The sequence below is a fragment of the Enterobacter sp. 302C9 genome (assembly GCF_034106085.1).
Taxonomy (GTDB): Bacteria; Pseudomonadota; Gammaproteobacteria; order Enterobacterales; family Enterobacteriaceae; genus Enterobacter; species Enterobacter asburiae_B.
Map to the genome: position 1 here is coordinate 41,117 of NZ_JAWNBW010000002.1, position 16,702 is coordinate 57,818.

The window sequence follows — 16,702 nt, forward strand, 5'->3', positions numbered from 1 at the left end:
AATGCCGCATTTTTTTATTGAACGCCCCGTTTTCGCCTGGGTTGTAGCGCTTTTTATCGTCCTGGCAGGGCTCCTGTCTATTCCCCGTTTGCCGGTTGCGCAGTATCCGGCGGTGGCGCCGCCTGGAATCATTATTTCCGTCAGTTACCCGGGGGCCAGCCCCGATATCATGAACACGTCGGTGGTATCGTTAATCGAGCGCGAAATCTCCGGCGTAGATAATTTGCTCTACTTTGAATCATCCAGTGACACAACCGGTTCGGCATCGATTACCGTCACCTTTAAACCGGGCACGGACATCAAGCTGGCGCAGATGGATCTGCAGAATCAGATTAAGATCGTCGAGCCTCGTCTGCCTCAGGCGGTAAGGCAAAACGGCATTAACGTCGAGGCCGCTAACTCTGGCTTTTTAATGATGGTGGGGCTGAAGTCGGCGACGGGTCAATTTGAGGAAGCCGATTTAAGCGACTATTTTGCCAGAAACGTCAGTGACGAGCTTCGTCGCGTGCCCGGCGTAGGGAAAGTTCAGCTGTTTGGCGGCGAAAAAGCGCTGCGCATCTGGTTGGATCCCATGAAGCTCCACGGCTACGGGCTTTCGGTGAGCGATGTTCTTACCGCCGTTGGCCAGCAAAATGCCCTTGTTTCGCCCGGCAAAACGGGAGATGAGCCAGCCTCTGCAGGACAAGGGGTGACGTATCCCATCACCGTGAAGGGACAGCTCTCCTCAGTTGAGGCGTTCAGGAATATCACCCTGAAATCTGACGCATCCGGCGCCCGCCTGAAACTGTCCGACATTGCGCGGATTGAATCTGGCCTGCAAAGCTACGCTTTTGGTATCCGCGAAAATGGCGTGCCCGCAACGGCGGCGGCAATCCAGCTCTCGCCTGGCGCGAATGCGATGAGTACGGCTTCCGGCGTACGGGCGCGCATCGACGAACTTTCCCGGGTGTTACCCGAAGGAATGGCGTTTACGATCCCCTTCGACACCGCGCCGTTTGTGAAACTTTCTATCATGAAGGTCGTTCAGACATTTGTGGAAGCGATGGTCCTGGTCTTCCTGGTTATGCTGCTGTTTCTGCACAAGATACGCTGTACGCTTATCCCGGCGATTGTGGCTCCCGTCGCACTTCTTGGCACATTCACCGTGATGCTATTGAGCGGCTACTCCATCAATATTCTGACGATGTTCGGCATGGTGCTGGCGATAGGGATTATCGTTGATGATGCCATCGTGGTCGTGGAGAACGTTGAACGACTGATGGAGGAAAAAAGCCTGTCCCCGCGTGACGCCACGCGGCAAGCCATGCAGGAAATCACTCCGGCGATTATTGGCATCACGCTGGTGCTAACCGCCGTCTTTATCCCCATGGGGTTTGCGGAAGGATCCGTCGGGATTATCTACCGACAATTTTGTATTTCCATGGCGGTCTCCATACTGCTGTCCGCGTTTCTTGCCCTGACGCTGACGCCTGCCCTGTGCGCAACGCTACTCAAGCCGCATAAGCCAGGAAAGAGAGGCGGAAGGTTCGCGGTCGGGTTTAACGCGCGCTTTCGTTCGCTCACCGCCAGTTACGAAGCCGGGCTGGGTGCCGTTCTGAAGCGAACCGGGCGTATGCTGCTCCTGTACGCTGCGCTTTGTGCTGCGCTGTTTCTGGGATTGTCTTCGCTACCGTCTTCTTTTCTGCCGGATGAAGATCAGGGCTACTTTATGTCCTCAATCCAGCTGCCTTCTGATGCCACGATGCAGCGTACCCTCAACGTGGTTAAAAAATTTGAAGAGGAAATTGCGGCCCGGCCGGATATTGAAAGCAACATTATGATCCTGGGGTTTGGATTTTCAGGTTCAGGACCTAACTCGGCTATGGCCTTCACCACGCTGAAGGACTGGAAAGATCGGCAGGGCTCGACGGCCCAGGGGGAAGCCGACCGGATACAGGCCAGCATGGCAAACGTCTCTGATGCCGTCACGATGAGCCTGCTCCCGCCGGCCATTTCGGATATGGGCACCTCGTCGGGCTTCACCTGGTACGTGCAGGACAGAGCGGGACTGGGCTACGAGGCGTTAAAGCGCGCTGCCGACGCGCTGGTCCTGCAGGCCAACCAGCGCCCTGAACTGAGTGACGTGTATATAGACGGTCTGCCGGAAGGAACAAGCCTCGCGCTCCAGGTGGACAGAGAAAAGGCGGAAGCGATGGGCGTCTCGTTTGATGAAATCAACCAGACGCTCTCCGTCACCCTGGGCTCAAATTACGTCAACGACTATACGAACAACGGCCGCGTTCAGCAGGTGATCATTCAGGCCGATGCGCCCTACCGAATGCAGCCTGAGCAGATACTGACATTATCAGTGAAAAACCGGATGGGACAGATGGTGCCGGTATCGACGTTTGCCACGCTTTCCTGGCACGTTGCGCCCCAGCAGTTGACGCGTTATCAGGGATATTCGGCTATTCGCATTACCGGAAATGCGGCGCTGGGAGAGTCCAGCGGCACCGCAATGAAGGTTATGGAGGACGTGTCCAGGAGTCTGCCTCAGGGCATGGCTGGCGAGTGGGCCGGCAGTTCATTGCAGGAGAGAAAATCGGAATCTCAGCTTCCGGGCCTTATCGTCCTGTCGATACTGGTCGTGTTTATGGTGCTCGCCGCCCTGTATGAGAGCTGGTCTATTCCATTTGCGGTCATGCTGGTCGTTCCGCTGGGTCTTATCGGCGCGGTAATCGCGGTGTCCGTTGCCGGCATGACGAATGACGTTTTCTTCAAGGTCGGCCTGATTACGCTTATCGGCCTGTCGGCCAAGAACGCCATTCTGATTGTTGAATTTGCGAGGCAGCTCCATCGCCAGGGGCAGCCCCTGCTGGCGGCAACCATTCATGCCGCCGGCCAGCGCCTGCGCCCTATTCTGATGACGTCGTTAGCCTTCACCTTAGGGGTTGTTCCGTTGATGCTGGCCAATGGTGCGAGCGACAGTACGCAGCATGCCATCGGTACCGGCGTATTTGGCGGCATGATTAGCGGTACGCTTCTCGCCATTTTCTTCGTACCGGTTTTCTTTATCGTCATCGCGCGCTTCATCGACAGCCTCAGGAAAGCGTGAATACCCTCGCGGGATCGCGCTTCCTCGCTGGTTGGATGAGGTGAACCTGTTGCCGGGTGATATACTGGACGAATGCTGAAATTTTGAGCCCCCGCGAGTCCTCGGCGCATTCTTCGGGGCAGGCGTCTTCGGAGAAGAGCGAGAAATATCGTGACACAAGGGGCTGTGAGTGGGCTATAATTTCGAGCTAATTTCGAATGATTTTGAAATACTGCCTGTAACGCTATGAATTACAAGGCAAAATTAGCAATGAATATAAGGATTAAAGCTATGGGTTTTCTTTCCGGTAAGCGCATTCTGGTGACTGGCGTTGCCAGCAAACTGTCCATCGCATACGGCATCGCACAGGCAATGCATCGCGAAGGCGCTGAGCTGGCGTTCACCTACCAGAACGACAAGCTGAAAGGCCGTGTTGAAGAGTTTGCCGCGCAGCTGGGTTCCAGCATTGTTCTGGAATGTGACGTTGCACAAGACGAAAGCATCGACGGCATGTTTGCTGAACTGGCAAAAGCATGGCCGAAATTCGACGGTTTCGTTCACTCCATTGGCTTCGCTCCTGGCGACCAGCTGGACGGCGACTACGTGAACGCGGTTACCCGTGATGGCTTCAAAATCGCTCACGACATCAGCTCCTACAGCTTCGTTGCGATGGCGAAATCCTGCCGAGCGATGCTGAACCCGGGCGCAGCCCTGCTGACCCTGTCCTACCTGGGCGCTGAGCGTGCTATCCCTAACTACAACGTTATGGGCCTGGCGAAAGCCTCTCTGGAAGCCAACGTACGCTACATGGCGAACGCAATGGGTCCTGAAGGCGTGCGCGTTAACGCCATCTCTGCAGGTCCTATCCGCACCCTGGCAGCTTCCGGTATTAAAGATTTCCGTAAAATGCTGGCACACTGCGAAGCGGTTACCCCGATTCGTCGTACCGTTACCATTGAAGATGTGGGTAACTCTGCAGCATTCCTGTGCTCTGACCTTTCCGCTGGTATCTCCGGCGAAGTGGTTCACGTTGACGGCGGCTTCAACATCGCTGCAATGAACGAGCTGGAAATTAAATAAGCTGTGACTCTCTTCCCGCACGGGAAGAGAGTTTTCCCCCCGCACCGCCCCTTCGTTATTCCGTTCTGCTATTTGTTATCACCTAACAATATTTTTCCCTTTATCTGCCTTACGCCAGGATATTGATCGCCATTTTGAGATCAAGGAACGCACATGGAACAACGCCGTTTTTCCGGCAAAGGCCACTGGTATCACGAGACCCAGTCGAACCACGCGCAGACGGATGTTCTGCCTCTGGTGCCCGAAGCCGCTAACGTCGACGATCGTTTTTTGCTCGATTTAGCCCTGCCTGATGAGATTGTCGCCGCCTGTTCTGGCTGGCTTACCCCTGCCAGAGCCTTATGCCACCAGCTGTTTCCGCTCTCGATTCCCGTGAACCGCCTGCATACGCTCAGCGCCTACGATCGGCTCAGCACCGCGCTAACGGTCGCACAGGCCTGTGGCGTTCAGCGGCTTTGTAACCATTACGCCGCCCTCCTCGCCCCGCTTCCCGGCCCGGACTCCTCGCGCGAAAGCAACCGACGTCTGGCGCAAATTACGCAGTATGCCCGCCAGCTCGCCAGCTCCCCTGATGTCATTGATGATAAAGCGCAGAACCAGCTTGATGAGGTTGGCCTGTCAATCTATGACATTGTGGTGATTAACCAGATTATCGGGTTTATTGGTTTTCAGGCGCGCGTGGTCGCGGTTTTTCAGGCCCTGTTAGGACACCCCGTTCGCTGGTTGCCAGGCCATCATATTCAGCCGCACACGCTGCCCGCGAGCCACGCCGCGTGGGTGCCGCTGTTGCCCGTCGTCGAGCTGCGCTATGCGAGTGCGCATCAGCTTGAGTCGCTGTCCCGCTGGCAGGCAGAACCCGCGCTGGAGGCGCTGACGCCGGTCCTTTGCCATGAGCCTTCGCTGCTCGACCTGACCGGAGAAATCCTGTTAAATACCCGCGAAGCGATCCCGCTGACGTCCCCCGCACTTTCGGCGGCGGTCGAACTGCTGACGCGCTCTCCGGACCGCTTCAGCGCCGCGCAGTTTACCCCGCTCACGGATCAGGGACTCCCCGGCGAACATGCCATCACGCTGCTTACCCGGAGCGCGTTTGATGGCTGGCTCAATCGTCTGAAAGTCGCGTTTGGTAAAGAGGAATAACCATACTAATTACCCAAAGAGCGCTTGCTGAGACAGTGAGAATCGCGTAAAACTGTCAGCCGCTCAATGGCTACGAAAATAGAACATTATGTTTCAGGACAACCCGCTGCTAGCGCAGCTTAAACAGCAACTGCATTCCCAGACGCCGCGTGCAGAAGGGGTCGTAAAAGCCACGGAAAAGGGCTTTGGCTTCCTTGAGGTTGACGCGCAGAAAAGCTACTTCATTCCGCCACCGCAGATGAAGAAAGTGATGCATGGCGATCGCGTCATGGCCGTCATTCATACCGAGAAGGACCGCGAGTCTGCCGAGCCGGAAGAACTGATCGAACCGTTCCTGACCCGTTTTGTGGGTAAGGTGCAGAGAAAAGACGATCGTCTTGCTATCGTGCCGGATCATCCCCTGCTGAAAGATGCCATTCCCTGCCGCGCCGCCCGTGGCGTTGAGCATGATTTTAAAGAAGGTGACTGGGCCGTAGCAGAAATGCGCCGTCATCCTCTGAAAGGCGATCGCGGTTTTTATGCTGAGCTGACCCAGTTCATCACCTTTGGCGCCGACCATTTCGTACCATGGTGGGTCACGCTGGCACGCCACAATCTTGAAAAAGAAGCGCCGAACGGCGTAGCGACCGAGATGCAGGACGAAGGTTTGACGCGCCGCGATCTCACCGCGCTGGAGTTTGTCACCATCGACAGCGCCAGCACGGAAGATATGGATGACGCGCTGTACGCTGAAGAGAGCGCCGATGGCAAACTGCATCTGACCGTCGCCATTGCCGATCCAACCGCCTGGATTGCCGAAGGCAGCAAGCTTGATGACGCGGCGAAAATCCGTGCGTTCACCAACTACCTGCCGGGCTTCAACATTCCGATGCTGCCGCGCGAATTGTCAGACGATCTCTGCTCGCTGCGTCCAAATGAAGTGCGCCCGGTCCTTGCCTGCCGCATGACTATCGCCGCAGATGGCGCGATTGAAGACGATATCGAGTTCTTTGCCGCCACCATCGAATCGAAAGCCAAGCTGGCCTACGATAACGTCTCCGACTGGCTTGAAAATACCGGTAGCTGGAAACCTGAATCAGACGCCATTGCCGCGCAAATCCGCCTGCTGCATCGCATCTGCCTGAACCGCGGCGAGTGGCGTAAAACCCACGCGCTGGTGTTCAAAGACCGCCCGGATTATCGCTTTGTTCTGGGCGAGAAAGGCGAAGTGCTGGACATCGTGGCCGAACCGCGACGCATTGCGAACCGCATCGTTGAAGAGGCGATGATTTCCGCCAACATCTGTGCCGCACGCGTGCTGCGCGACAGGCTGGGCTTTGGTATTTACAACGTCCACACTGGTTTTGATCCGGCGAATACCGAAGCGCTGGCGGCCCTGCTGAAGACTCACGATGTGCACGTTGATCCGGAAGAAGTGCTGACGCTGCCGGGCTTCTGCAAGCTTCGCCGCGAGCTGGACGCGCAGCCGTCGGGCTTCCTGGACAGCCGCATTCGTCGCTTCCAGTCCTTCGCTGAAATCAGCACCGAGCCTGGCCCGCACTTTGGCCTTGGCCTCGAAGCTTACGCCACCTGGACATCGCCGATCCGTAAGTATGGCGATATGGTTAACCACCGTCTGCTGAAAGCGATTATCAAAGGTGAAACCATTGCCCGTCCTCAGGAGGACACCACGCTGCAGATGGCCGATCGTCGCCGTCTGAACCGCATGGCCGAGCGTGACGTTGGTGACTGGCTGTATGCACGCTTCCTGCAGGATAAAGCCGGTACGGATACCCGTTTCGCCGCAGAGATCATCGATATCAGCCGCGGGGGCATGCGCGTCCGTCTGGTCGATAACGGTGCTGTCGCGTTTATTCCTGCGCCGTTCCTGCATGCGGTTCGTGACGAAATGGTCTGTAGCCAGGAAAACGGTACCGTGCAAATTAAAGGTGAAACAGTTTACAAAGTCACCGACGTGATTGACGTTACTATCGCCGAAGTTCGCATGGAAACCCGCAGTATTATCGCGCGCCCTGTCGCCTGATAACCGGTTCAATTGTCGGCCGTTTCCTTTCCGGAAGGGCCGACAATTTTTCTTTTTATCCCCGCCACAAAATCATTATTTTTCCTTACTATTTTCAGCATCCCTTCGCCCAAAACCGCCATAATTATCTACAGTAAAAGAGTGTTGTTATATTCGGTTACGTGAATTTCTATACGCTCAGTATCCTTTTTAACCTGACTCGTTTTATTATAAGAAAGCAGGGAAAAACAACAGGTTCACTTCGGTTTTGCCGCTGTTTCTCAACGGAAAAGTCGACAGCAAATGAATAATTTGTGCGCTAATGAACAGCTGCGGGAGAAAACATGATGGACGATCTGGAGCAGAATTTGCTGTTTCGCTACATGGGAACTCACAGCCCGTGGTGGCGCCTGTCAGCTGACAGCAACGCTCTGCACCTCTCCACCAGCGAAAATGCCGATGTCACTCAGGTCGTGGCGCTGGATGAAGAACAGGCCGATCTCATCCGTCATTTAACCGTTATTACCTCCAGCATTTCCATGTCGCTCTCCCTGTACGGAGAAGATGTCCCGGTTCATCTTGTGGGCCGTAAAATCACCCGCAACGAGTGGGCAGGCACCGCTTCCGCCTGGAACGATACGCCCTCCGTGGCGCGCGATCTGGCTCAGGGGCTCTCTTTCGCGGAGCAGGTTGTCTCTGAGGCCAACTCCGTCATTGTTATTCTCGATCAGCACGGCAATATTCAGCGTTTTAACCGGCTTAGCGAAGAGTACACCGGCCTGAAAGAGCAAGAAGTCATTGGTCAGAACGTATTTAAGCTGTTTATGAGCCGCAGCGAAGCGGCAGCCTCAAAGCGCAATATTACCGGTTTTTTTCGCAACGGCAGCTCCTACGAAGTCGAACGCTGGATCAAAACGCGTAAAGGGCAGCGCCTGTTTCTGTTCAGAAACAAATTCGTGCACAGCGGCAGCGGTAAAAATGAAATTTTCCTTATCTGTTCCGGGACCGATATTACCGAGGAGCGCCGCGCTCAGGAGCGGCTGCGCGTGCTGGCCAATACCGATACCATCACCGGCCTGCCAAACCGCAATGCGATCCACGATCTGATTTCTGACGCCATCGACAACCGCGGCGACACGCAGGTGGGCGTGGTGTATCTCGATCTGGATAACTTTAAAAAGGTCAACGACGCTTACGGGCATATGTTTGGCGATCAGCTGTTGCAGGCTGTCGCCCTCGCCATTTTGAGCTGTCTGGATGAAGAACAGGTGCTGGCGCGTCTTGGCGGCGATGAGTTTATCGTCATGGCCACCAATACCTCTCAGGGATCTCTGGAGGCGATGGCGTCGCGCATTTTAACCCGTCTGCGCCAGCCGTTCCGAATCGGTCTGATTGAGATTTATACCGGCTGCTCTCTGGGTATCGCCCTCGCCCCGCAGCACGGGAACGACCGGGAAAGCGTTATTCGCAACGCCGATACCGCCATGTACACCGCCAAAGAAAACGGCCGGGGCAAGTTCTGCGTCTTCTCCCCCGAGATGAACCAGCGCGTGTTTGAGTATCTCTGGCTGGATACCAACCTGCGCAAGGCGCTGGATAACGATCAGCTTCTGATCCACTATCAGCCGAAAATAACCTGGCGCGGAGAAGTCAGAAGCCTTGAAGCGCTGGTCCGCTGGCAATCACCAGAACGCGGCCTGATCCCGCCGCTGGAGTTTATCTCTTATGCCGAGGAGTCGGGGTTGATTGTGCCGCTGGGCCGCTGGGTGATGCTCGATGTGGTTCGCCAGGTGGCAAAATGGCGCGATAAGGGAATAAACCTGCGCGTGGCGGTGAACGTCTCTGCACGCCAGCTGGCCGACCAGACCATCTTCAGCGACTTAAAGCAGGCGCTGAAGGATCTGAATTTTGAATACTGCCCGGTCGACGTTGAGTTGACCGAAAGCTGTCTTATCGAAAATGAAGAGCTGGCGCTGTCCGTGATCCAGCAGTTCAGCCGACTCGGGGCGCAAATTCATCTGGATGATTTTGGCACCGGCTACTCTTCCCTTTCTCAGCTGGCCCGCTTCCCTATCGACGCCATTAAGCTCGATCAATCTTTCGTCAGGGATATTCATAAGCAGTCTATTTCCCAGTCACTGGTGCGCGCTATCGTCGCGGTGGCGCAGGCGTTAAATCTGCAGGTGATTGCCGAGGGTGTGGAGAATGCAAAAGAAGACGCCTTTCTGACCAAGAACGGCGTCAACGAACGGCAGGGTTTTCTGTTTGCTAAGCCGATGCCCGCTGCCGCATTCGAGCGATGGCTAAAACGATATCAAGCGCGAAATCAACGTTAACTGGCTTTACGCAGGCCCGCCGCGTGATGGCGGTTTTGCAGCGTGACCAGACGTTCCATGTAGGCGATATCTTTCGGCTCCAGGCAGAAAGCGGCATCAACCCAGTCTTCCGTGATGTCCATCAGTTCACTGCGGGGCAATTGCAGAACGCGCGTACGGGCGCGCAGCATCGCCCTTACGCCATTCAGTTTTGGCCGCAGCGTATCGATGAAGGTTCGTGTAGAGACATAGCTTTGTCCCGGTTCAAACAGGACATCCACCAGCCCGTGCTGCTCGTACCATTCAGCCGTATGGGATTCCCCTTTGTAGATAAGTTCCTCCGCCAGCTTCATGCCTGCACGGCGTGCAACCAGGGAATATCCTCCCATACCCGGAAACAGGTTGAAGGCTATCTCCGGGAAACCTAAACGGGCATCGCGCTGAGCCAGGACGAAATGGTGCGCCAGAGCGGCCTCAAACCCGCCCCCTAACGCACTGCCTTCTACCATTGCCAGAGTGATGGCTCCCGTATCAAACCCCCGTGAGGCCGCATGGACGCAATCAACGCAGGCGCGAGCGTACGCCCGTAACGCTTCCCGACGTCCGTTCTGAATGCACTCGACGAAGAACTGTAAATCACCGCCCGTATTGTACATCTCGGGAACCAGCGATCCGGTTACCCAAAAATCAACCGCAAACCCGGACTGGCGAACCAGCCATGAAAAGTTCATGATCTCCTCTATTAACGCATGGTTAAAGCAAGGACGTGGCTGAGCCCGCAGCATCATCCAGACCGTGTGACGCTCCGCCTCGTAATACCCTGACAGCTGAGTGAACCGTTCAGTATCGGTAAACAGTGTGCAGGTAGGCTGATTGATAACTGTCATAGTCTAATTCCTCTTATAAAAAAGCGCCTTGCGCGCAGTTTTAGACTAATCCAGTCATTAAGCCTGCTGCATGAGGGGGAATAAATTTATCACTTATGTTTATGTAATTTAGTTATTGCATTTTTTCCCTTCTCTTTTGAACCTAATTTCTGCATCATTGAAAATATTAACTTTTCGCGCCTGGGGTGAGATTATGTCGACTATTGACGCACAAGCTGTAGCACAACGAATTGATACCGTGCTGGATATCCTGGTGGCGGGCGATTATCACTCTGCTATCCGTAATCTCGAGATCCTGAAGTCTGAACTTCTTGCTCAGAATGGTGCTGACAATGCGCCAGAAAACAGACAGCCAAAAGCGCCGTGGGAAGTTTAATCCCACCGTCTCCGACCTCGTTTCGCTTTATTAAATGGATGCTATGAATTCCCGACAACAACTCATTTTGCAGATGGTCATCGATCAGGGACGCGTAAGCGTAGTCGATCTCGCTAAAACCACCGGCGTTTCTGAAGTCACCATCCGTCAGGATCTTAATCTGCTGGAAAAACAGAGCTACCTGCGTCGCGCTCACGGATATGCTGTCCCGCTGGACAGTGATGACGTCGAGACGCGCATGATGAATAATTACGCGCTCAAACGTGAACTGGCGGAATTTGCCGCGTCCCTGGTGAACAACGGCGAGACCGTCTTTATTGAAAACGGCAGCAGTAATGCCCTTCTGGCGCGCACGCTTGCCGATCAAAAAGACGTTACCATCATCACCGTCAGCAGCTATATCGCGCATTTGCTCAAAGAGACGCGCTGCGAGGTGATTCTGCTGGGCGGTATTTACCAGAAAAAAAGTGAAAGCATGGTAGGCCCGCTGACCCGTCAGTATGTTCAGCAGGTTCATTTCAGCAAGGCCTTTATCGGGATTGACGGCTGGCAACCGGAGACAGGTTTTACCGGCCGGGATATGATGCGCTCCGACGTGGTGAATGCCGTGCTGGAAAAAGAGTGTGAAGCCATTGTGCTGACCGACAGCTCTAAATTTGGCGCCGTTCACCCTTATACGATGGGCCCGGTTTCACGCTTTAGCCGCGTGATTACCGATGAACGGTTGAGCGATGCGCACCGTAATAAACTGGAAGATGACGGGCTGATCGTCAATATTATTAAAACGACCGCCTGAGTTCCCTCCGCGCCCGAATTTCGGGCGCATACGCCCTTCTTTCTCTGAGATGATTCCTGGTACTTCTTTAAGAGTTTTTACCTGTTTAACCTGCATTAAAGTCGTAAAATTAATGTTAGCGATATAACAGGAAGTGACTATCACCTGCGTGATTACGTAACGCCTGCGCGACCAGCTTTCACGGAGAACAGAATTAAGTATTCGATTCGTCTATACTTAACGTGTACATCTTTCCGTGAATCGATAATTCAGGAGAAAGTATTATGACCTTAACCAGCAAAAAATTAGCCGCCGCTGTTCTGGCAATCACTGTAGCAATGTCCCTGAGCGCGTGCTCTAACTGGTCTAAACGTGACCGTAACACCGCTATTGGTGCCGGTGCCGGTGCTCTCGGTGGTGCAGTATTAACGGATGGTAGTACGCTGGGTACATTAGGTGGCGCTGCTGTCGGTGGTATTATCGGTCACCAGGTTGGCAAATAATTATTATCTAAGCCTTCCCCGGTATTGCGATATTTGAACGCCTTTCAGGTCTGACATACGCACGTATATAACACGAGCCACGGCATTTGCCGTGGCTCATTTATTTTAACCGCCTGCCAGTTTGACTTTCATCCCTTTGGCTTCCAGCAGTGATTTTATTAAATCGCGCTTATCTCCCTGGATTTCAATAATGCCGTCTTTCACGGCGCCGCCGCAGCCACATTTTTTTTTCAACTCGGCCGCCAGCTTTGCCAGTTCAGCATCATCCAGGTCAATGCCGGAGATTAGGCAAACCCCTTTCCCTTTTCGTCCACTGGTCTGGCGCTGGATCCGAACGATGCCGTCCCCCTTTGGACGTTCCACTTTCGCTTTCGGCTCGTCTATACGCCCGCTATCGGTTGAATAGACCAGACGGCTGTTGGAATCGGTCATTAGGCCCCCTTTTTCAGCGATGCGTTGATAGCCTTAAGCGTCTCAGCCGGGTTGGCAGACTGCGTTACCGGACGCCCGATGACCATGTAGTCAACGCCAGCAGCCAGCGCCTGCTCAGGCGTCATAATACGGCGCTGATCGCCCACTTCGCTGCCTGCAGGACGGATACCCGGCGTAACCAGTTTAAAATCCTGGCCCAGCGCTGATTTGAAACGTACCGCTTCCTGCGCGGAGCAGACGACGCCATCCAGGCCGCAACGCTGCGTCAGACGCGCGAGACGTTCGGCATGCTCGGCGGGTGACAACGTAACGCCCAGGTCGCGAAGATCGTTTTCGTCCATACTGGTCAGCACCGTGACCGCAATCAGCAGCGGTGCATCTTTACCGAACGGCAGGAGCGCCTCGCGGGCGGCCGTCATCATTCTTGCCCCACCCGATGCGTGGACGTTGACCATCCATACGCCCAGCTCTGCGGCTGCGGCAACGGCGTGCGCCGTGGTATTCGGGATATCGTGGAATTTCAGGTCGAGGAAAACGTCAAAGCCGCGCTGCTGCAGATCGCGAACGATTTGCGGTCCAAACAGCGTGAACATCTCTTTGCCAACTTTCAGACGGCAGTCGCGAGGGTCGATGCCGTCGACAAACGCCAGTGCAGCGTCACGCTTATTGTAATCAAGCGCAACAACAACAGGAGAATCCGTAATTACGCGGGAAGTGGAGGATGTAACAGACGTCATGACCAGCCCTTTTCGTCTATGGGCGCGCAGCGGCGCGGAACAGATAAACGGCCAGCATTCTACCTGCCGACGCCGCAAATTGACAGGATCCATTTACGCGCCTGCCAGGCCGGCAAACCGCACGGAGTTCAGGATACGGGAAAAACGATCAGTATGTTGTAACTAAAATGCGGCGTTTTAAAAAATTACTGCCCGTCCAGGCCGCGGATTGGCTTGATGGTGGACCAGGCGCGGCAGGAAGGACAGTGCCAGTAGAGCGTATACGCGGTAAAACCACACTTCTGGCAGCGATAGCGCGGCTTGCTGCGCACCTGTTCGCCAACCATGTCGCGCAGCACCATCAGGCTCTCTTTGGCGCGCCCTTCTTCTGCGTCGTTCAGGTGGTAATCCATCAGCTTGTGGAACACCCGCATGGTCGGATGACGCTGCAGCTGACGAGTAATGTAAACCTGCGCGGTGTCGCTTCCCTCATACTGCTCAACGACGTCTGAGAGCATCAGTTCAGCGGTGGCGCCGGTATTTTCTTCCACGCAGCGACGCAGGAACGCTACCCACTCTTCCTGCTTGTCGAGCTGTTGATAGCAGGTTTGCAGCATTTCCAGCGTTTCACTGACCAGCTCTTTGTCCTGGTCGATAACCCGCAGCAGGCTTTCAACGGCTTTGGCGTAGTCGCCATTCGCCATAAAGACGCGCCCCATCATGATGGATATTCGCGCGCTGTTGCGGTCCGCCGAGGCGCCTTTCTTCAGCAGCGCCATGGCTTTATCCATGTCGTCGTTGCCCATCTGCTGAAGAGCAAGCTCACAGTAGAAATGGGCGATCTCAACGCGCTGCTTATCTTTACCCAGCTTCACCAGACGTTCAGCGGTATCAATGGCTTTCTGCCAGTCGCTGGTGGCCTGATAAATCTGCAGGAGCTGCTGCAGCGCGCCGATGCGGAAATCTGTTTCGTCCACCAGCTGCGCGAACATATCTTCAGCGCGATCGTACAACCCCGCGGCCATGTAATCCCGCCCCAGCTGTTGCACCGCAAGGAGACGTTGATCGTAGGTCAGCGAGGCGCTTTCCATCAGGGTCTGATGAATACGAATGGCGCGATCGACCTCACCGCGCGAGCGGAACAGGTTGCCCAGGGTGAGATGCGCTTCAACCGTCCCCGTATCCTCTTTAAGCATATCGAGGAACAGGTCTACCGCTTTGTCCTGCTGATTGCTCAGGAGGAAGTTCACCCCCGCAACGTAGTCGCGGGAGAGGCGGTTGGCCTCATCCTGTTTTGTTTGTTGCGCACTTCTGCGGCCCATATACCAGCCATAGGCTGCGGCTACAGGCAAAAGCAGAAACAACAACTCCAGCATAGTCGATTATTCCTTCACGACCGGCACACCAGAGCTTTCCGGGATGTCAGACGCAGGGGCAATGTTATTTTCGAGTCGCTTAATTTTACGTTCAGCGCGCGCAAGAGAAACACGGACTTTCAGCCAGAACAGACCGCAAACCAGCCAGCCAATGGCAAAGCCGGCAGCAAATAAGACCGCCAGCAGGCTCGAGACGCGATACTCACCCTGAGCCAGCAGATAGTTAAACGTCACCTGCTGATCGTTTTGTGCACCCAACGTGACTGAAATGACAAAAATCGCCAATACCAGTAAGAAAATGAGTAAATATTTCACATTACTTCCCGTTATGTGGTTCAAGCGAATAAAGTGTGTTCAATTCACCGCAATCAGCCTTATAAACTACCATTTTAGCGACGAGCGCGAAACGGAAAAAGTGACGCGCAGGTCATGGATGTATGGGCAAAATGCGGAATATCAACCGTCAGGCGTCTGTCTGGTCCCTTTCGGCTATTTCTTCTTTCTCTTCTGGCGGTGGCGTTAGCGGGCCGCAGAATCGTTCAGTGAGCCAGGTCGCCATCATAATCAGCAGCCATGAGATGAGCGTGGCGACGACCAGGTCGCGCGGCCAGTGCATTCCCAGCAGCAGGCGGCTGCCCATAACCCCCGTCGCCCAGATCAGTAAAACCACGATAGTGATCGTTCGACGCCTTGGCCAAAGCAGCCCAACCCCCAGCAACGCCCAGCTGGCCGCAAACATGGTGTGGCCGGAAGGAAACGCGAACCCGGTCTCTTTCTGCCAGTGTTTGCGCAAGAATTTCGGGATATCCTGCTGTTCCGCAAGCTGTTCTTTCACCAGCGCGCCACGATCTTTACGCTTTAAATTGTAGAACTCATCTACCGGAACATGATGCGTTTTTTCCAGCCAGACGACAAAAGGACGCGGCTCCTGAACGCGATCTTTAACCCAGGACTTCACGCCCTGACCGACAAGGATAGCGCCCCCGAGGATCGCAAAGAGCATCAGCGCCGCGCGCAGACGAAAGCGCAGACACCACAGAAACCAGGCGCAGAGGAGTACGTGGGTAATAATCCCCCACGGCTGGGTGACCGTTTCCGTTATCCAGTATAACGTTTTCAGCCACGTGGCATTATGCCCGGGCTGCCACATCCAGCCTGAAAGCCATACGGCCAGAGGCATAATCAGTAAAATGGCCGCACCTGCTGCCGTACGTCTGGCGATTGAAAGCATGTCTTCTCCTTTTTCGCTAAGCGTCACAATCATAACTGAAATTAATCATCCTGGTGGATATGTCGGATCGTGCGTTTAACGTTCATATAGCATGGTGCCCATTAGGCGAACCTGCTGAGCTTGTGGCAAAATGAACTGATACAGAAAGCAAAACAGGGCAAAGGCACGAAACGTGTCAGCCTACTCTGGAGAATCACATGCAGCTTAAACGTGTGGCAGAAGCCAAACTGCCAACCCCATGGGGCGATTTCCTGATGGTGGGTTTTGAAGAACTGGCAACCGGACAGGATCATGTCGCGCTGGTTTATGGTGACATTTCAGGGCAGACGCCGGTTCTGTCCCGCGTCCATTCAGAGTGTCTTACCGGCGACGCGCTGTTCAGCCTGCGCTGTGATTGTGGTTTCCAGCTGGAAGCCGCCCTGTCTCATATTGCAGAAGAAGGCCGCGGTGTGCTGCTTTATCACCGTCAGGAAGGTCGTAATATTGGTCTGCTGAATAAAATCCGCGCCTACGCGCTTCAGGACCAGGGCTACGATACGGTTGAAGCAAACCATCAGCTTGGCTTTGCCGCTGACGAACGCGACTTCACCTTATGCGCCGATATGTTCAAGCTGCTGGGCGTCGACGAAGTTCGCCTGCTGACCAATAACCCGAAAAAAGTGGAGATCCTGACCGAAGCGGGGATCAACATCGTCGAGCGCGTACCGCTGATTGTCGGCCGTAACCCGAAGAACGCCCACTACCTGGATACCAAAGCCGCGAAAATGGGCCATCTGCTGAAAGAGTGATGCTAAAA

At 54.7% G+C, this 16,702-nt stretch carries 15 protein-coding genes; 9 read left to right on the forward strand and 6 right to left on the reverse strand.

Annotated features, from left to right (window positions below):
* Position 1 precedes the first annotated feature (1 nt).
* From UR289_RS05950 to pdeR, 5 genes are all read left to right on the forward strand, one after another.
* The gene (locus tag UR289_RS05950; protein ID WP_320709419.1) at positions 2-3,094 is read left to right on the forward strand and encodes a multidrug efflux RND transporter permease subunit; all 3,093 of its coding nucleotides are present in this window, start codon (positions 2-4) and stop codon (positions 3,092-3,094) included.
* Positions 3,095-3,364: 270 nt separating this feature from the next.
* Positions 3,365-4,153, forward strand: coding sequence for an enoyl-ACP reductase FabI (fabI, locus tag UR289_RS05955; RefSeq protein WP_003856831.1), 789 nt, complete (start codon positions 3,365-3,367; stop codon positions 4,151-4,153).
* A 153-nt stretch (positions 4,154-4,306) separates the two neighbouring features.
* Positions 4,307-5,293 (forward strand): CMD domain-containing protein, encoded by a 987-nt coding sequence (locus tag UR289_RS05960; protein ID WP_045143074.1) that lies wholly within the window; start codon positions 4,307-4,309, stop codon positions 5,291-5,293.
* Positions 5,294-5,381: 88 nt separating this feature from the next.
* Complete coding sequence (locus UR289_RS05965; protein ID WP_033145738.1) at positions 5,382-7,316, forward strand: exoribonuclease II; 1,935 nt, start codon at positions 5,382-5,384, stop codon at positions 7,314-7,316.
* Positions 7,317-7,639: 323 nt separating this feature from the next.
* Positions 7,640-9,631, forward strand: coding sequence for a cyclic di-GMP phosphodiesterase (gene pdeR, locus UR289_RS05970; RefSeq protein WP_047061011.1), 1,992 nt, complete (start codon positions 7,640-7,642; stop codon positions 9,629-9,631).
* Here pdeR and UR289_RS05975 read toward each other — a convergent pair.
* Entirely contained in the window at positions 9,628-10,497 is an 870-nt protein-coding gene (locus UR289_RS05975; protein ID WP_039263551.1) for a crotonase/enoyl-CoA hydratase family protein, read from the reverse strand. The two genes, pdeR and UR289_RS05975, sit on opposite strands and share 4 nt — an antisense overlap.
* Positions 10,498-10,690: 193 nt before the next feature.
* On the opposite strand from UR289_RS05975, the gene UR289_RS05980 reads away from it, so the two are divergent.
* The 3 genes from UR289_RS05980 (at position 10,691) to osmB (ending at position 12,151) form a co-directional block, all read left to right on the forward strand.
* Positions 10,691-10,873, forward strand: coding sequence for a hypothetical protein (locus UR289_RS05980; protein ID WP_024907126.1), 183 nt, complete (start codon positions 10,691-10,693; stop codon positions 10,871-10,873).
* 43 nt (positions 10,874-10,916) lie between these two features.
* A complete protein-coding gene (locus UR289_RS05985; RefSeq protein WP_023312063.1) occupies positions 10,917-11,669 on the forward strand; it encodes a DNA-binding transcriptional regulator YciT in 753 nt (250 codons plus the stop codon).
* Positions 11,670-11,932: 263 nt separating this feature from the next.
* Positions 11,933-12,151 (forward strand): osmotically-inducible lipoprotein OsmB, encoded by a 219-nt coding sequence (osmB, locus tag UR289_RS05990; protein WP_008501216.1) that lies wholly within the window; start codon positions 11,933-11,935, stop codon positions 12,149-12,151.
* Between the two features lie 105 nt (positions 12,152-12,256).
* On the opposite strand, the gene yciH is transcribed toward osmB, so the two are convergent.
* The 5 genes from yciH to pgpB all read right to left on the reverse strand — a co-directional run bounded on the left by yciH (position 12,257) and on the right by pgpB (position 15,906).
* On the reverse strand, positions 12,257-12,583 hold the full coding sequence (gene yciH, locus UR289_RS05995) for a stress response translation initiation inhibitor YciH (protein ID WP_023312064.1): 327 nt from the start codon (positions 12,581-12,583) through the stop codon (positions 12,257-12,259).
* Positions 12,583-13,320 (reverse strand): orotidine-5'-phosphate decarboxylase, encoded by a 738-nt coding sequence (gene pyrF, locus UR289_RS06000; protein WP_320709426.1) that lies wholly within the window; start codon positions 13,318-13,320, stop codon positions 12,583-12,585. The genes yciH and pyrF overlap by 1 nt, the downstream gene beginning before the upstream one ends.
* Positions 13,321-13,505: 185 nt before the next feature.
* Positions 13,506-14,675 carry a lipopolysaccharide assembly protein LapB gene (lapB, locus tag UR289_RS06005; RefSeq protein WP_320709428.1) on the reverse strand — a complete coding sequence of 390 codons (1,170 nt, stop codon included), beginning with the start codon at positions 14,673-14,675 and terminating at the stop codon, positions 13,506-13,508.
* A gap of 6 nt (positions 14,676-14,681) precedes the next feature.
* Positions 14,682-14,990, reverse strand: a complete 309-nt coding sequence (locus UR289_RS06010; protein ID WP_023312067.1) for a LapA family protein — start codon at positions 14,988-14,990, stop codon at positions 14,682-14,684.
* A gap of 148 nt (positions 14,991-15,138) precedes the next feature.
* Positions 15,139-15,906: a phosphatidylglycerophosphatase B gene (gene pgpB, locus UR289_RS06015; protein ID WP_033146543.1), complete on the reverse strand. Its 768-nt coding sequence runs from the start codon at positions 15,904-15,906 to the stop codon at positions 15,139-15,141.
* Between the two features lie 197 nt (positions 15,907-16,103).
* Between pgpB and ribA the strand changes: the two genes are divergently transcribed.
* Entirely contained in the window at positions 16,104-16,694 is a 591-nt protein-coding gene (gene ribA, locus UR289_RS06020) for a GTP cyclohydrolase II (protein ID WP_008501210.1), read from the forward strand.
* Positions 16,695-16,702: the final 8 nt, after the last annotated feature.

Bases quoted from the DNA above. Each gene is read 5' to 3' on its own strand.
- UR289_RS05975 (WP_039263551.1), bottom strand. From the start codon at position 10,497: ATGACAGTTATCAATCAGCCTACCTGCACACTGTTTACCGATACTGAA.
- osmB (WP_008501216.1), top strand. From the start codon at position 11,933: ATGACCTTAACCAGCAAAAAATTAGCCGCCGCTGTTCTGGCAATCACT.
- yciH (WP_023312064.1), bottom strand. From the start codon at position 12,583: ATGACCGATTCCAACAGCCGTCTGGTCTATTCAACCGATAGCGGGCGT.
- ribA (WP_008501210.1), top strand. From the start codon at position 16,104: ATGCAGCTTAAACGTGTGGCAGAAGCCAAACTGCCAACCCCATGGGGC.
- pyrF (WP_320709426.1), bottom strand. From the start codon at position 13,320: ATGACGTCTGTTACATCCTCCACTTCCCGCGTAATTACGGATTCTCCT.
- UR289_RS05960 (WP_045143074.1), top strand. From the start codon at position 4,307: ATGGAACAACGCCGTTTTTCCGGCAAAGGCCACTGGTATCACGAGACC.
- pdeR (WP_047061011.1), top strand. From the start codon at position 7,640: ATGATGGACGATCTGGAGCAGAATTTGCTGTTTCGCTACATGGGAACT.
- UR289_RS05965 (WP_033145738.1), top strand. From the start codon at position 5,382: ATGTTTCAGGACAACCCGCTGCTAGCGCAGCTTAAACAGCAACTGCAT.
- UR289_RS05985 (WP_023312063.1), top strand. From the start codon at position 10,917: ATGAATTCCCGACAACAACTCATTTTGCAGATGGTCATCGATCAGGGA.
- fabI (WP_003856831.1), top strand. From the start codon at position 3,365: ATGGGTTTTCTTTCCGGTAAGCGCATTCTGGTGACTGGCGTTGCCAGC.
- lapB (WP_320709428.1), bottom strand. From the start codon at position 14,675: ATGCTGGAGTTGTTGTTTCTGCTTTTGCCTGTAGCCGCAGCCTATGGC.
- UR289_RS05980 (WP_024907126.1), top strand. From the start codon at position 10,691: ATGTCGACTATTGACGCACAAGCTGTAGCACAACGAATTGATACCGTG.
- pgpB (WP_033146543.1), bottom strand. From the start codon at position 15,906: ATGCTTTCAATCGCCAGACGTACGGCAGCAGGTGCGGCCATTTTACTG.
- UR289_RS05950 (WP_320709419.1), top strand. From the start codon at position 2: ATGCCGCATTTTTTTATTGAACGCCCCGTTTTCGCCTGGGTTGTAGCG.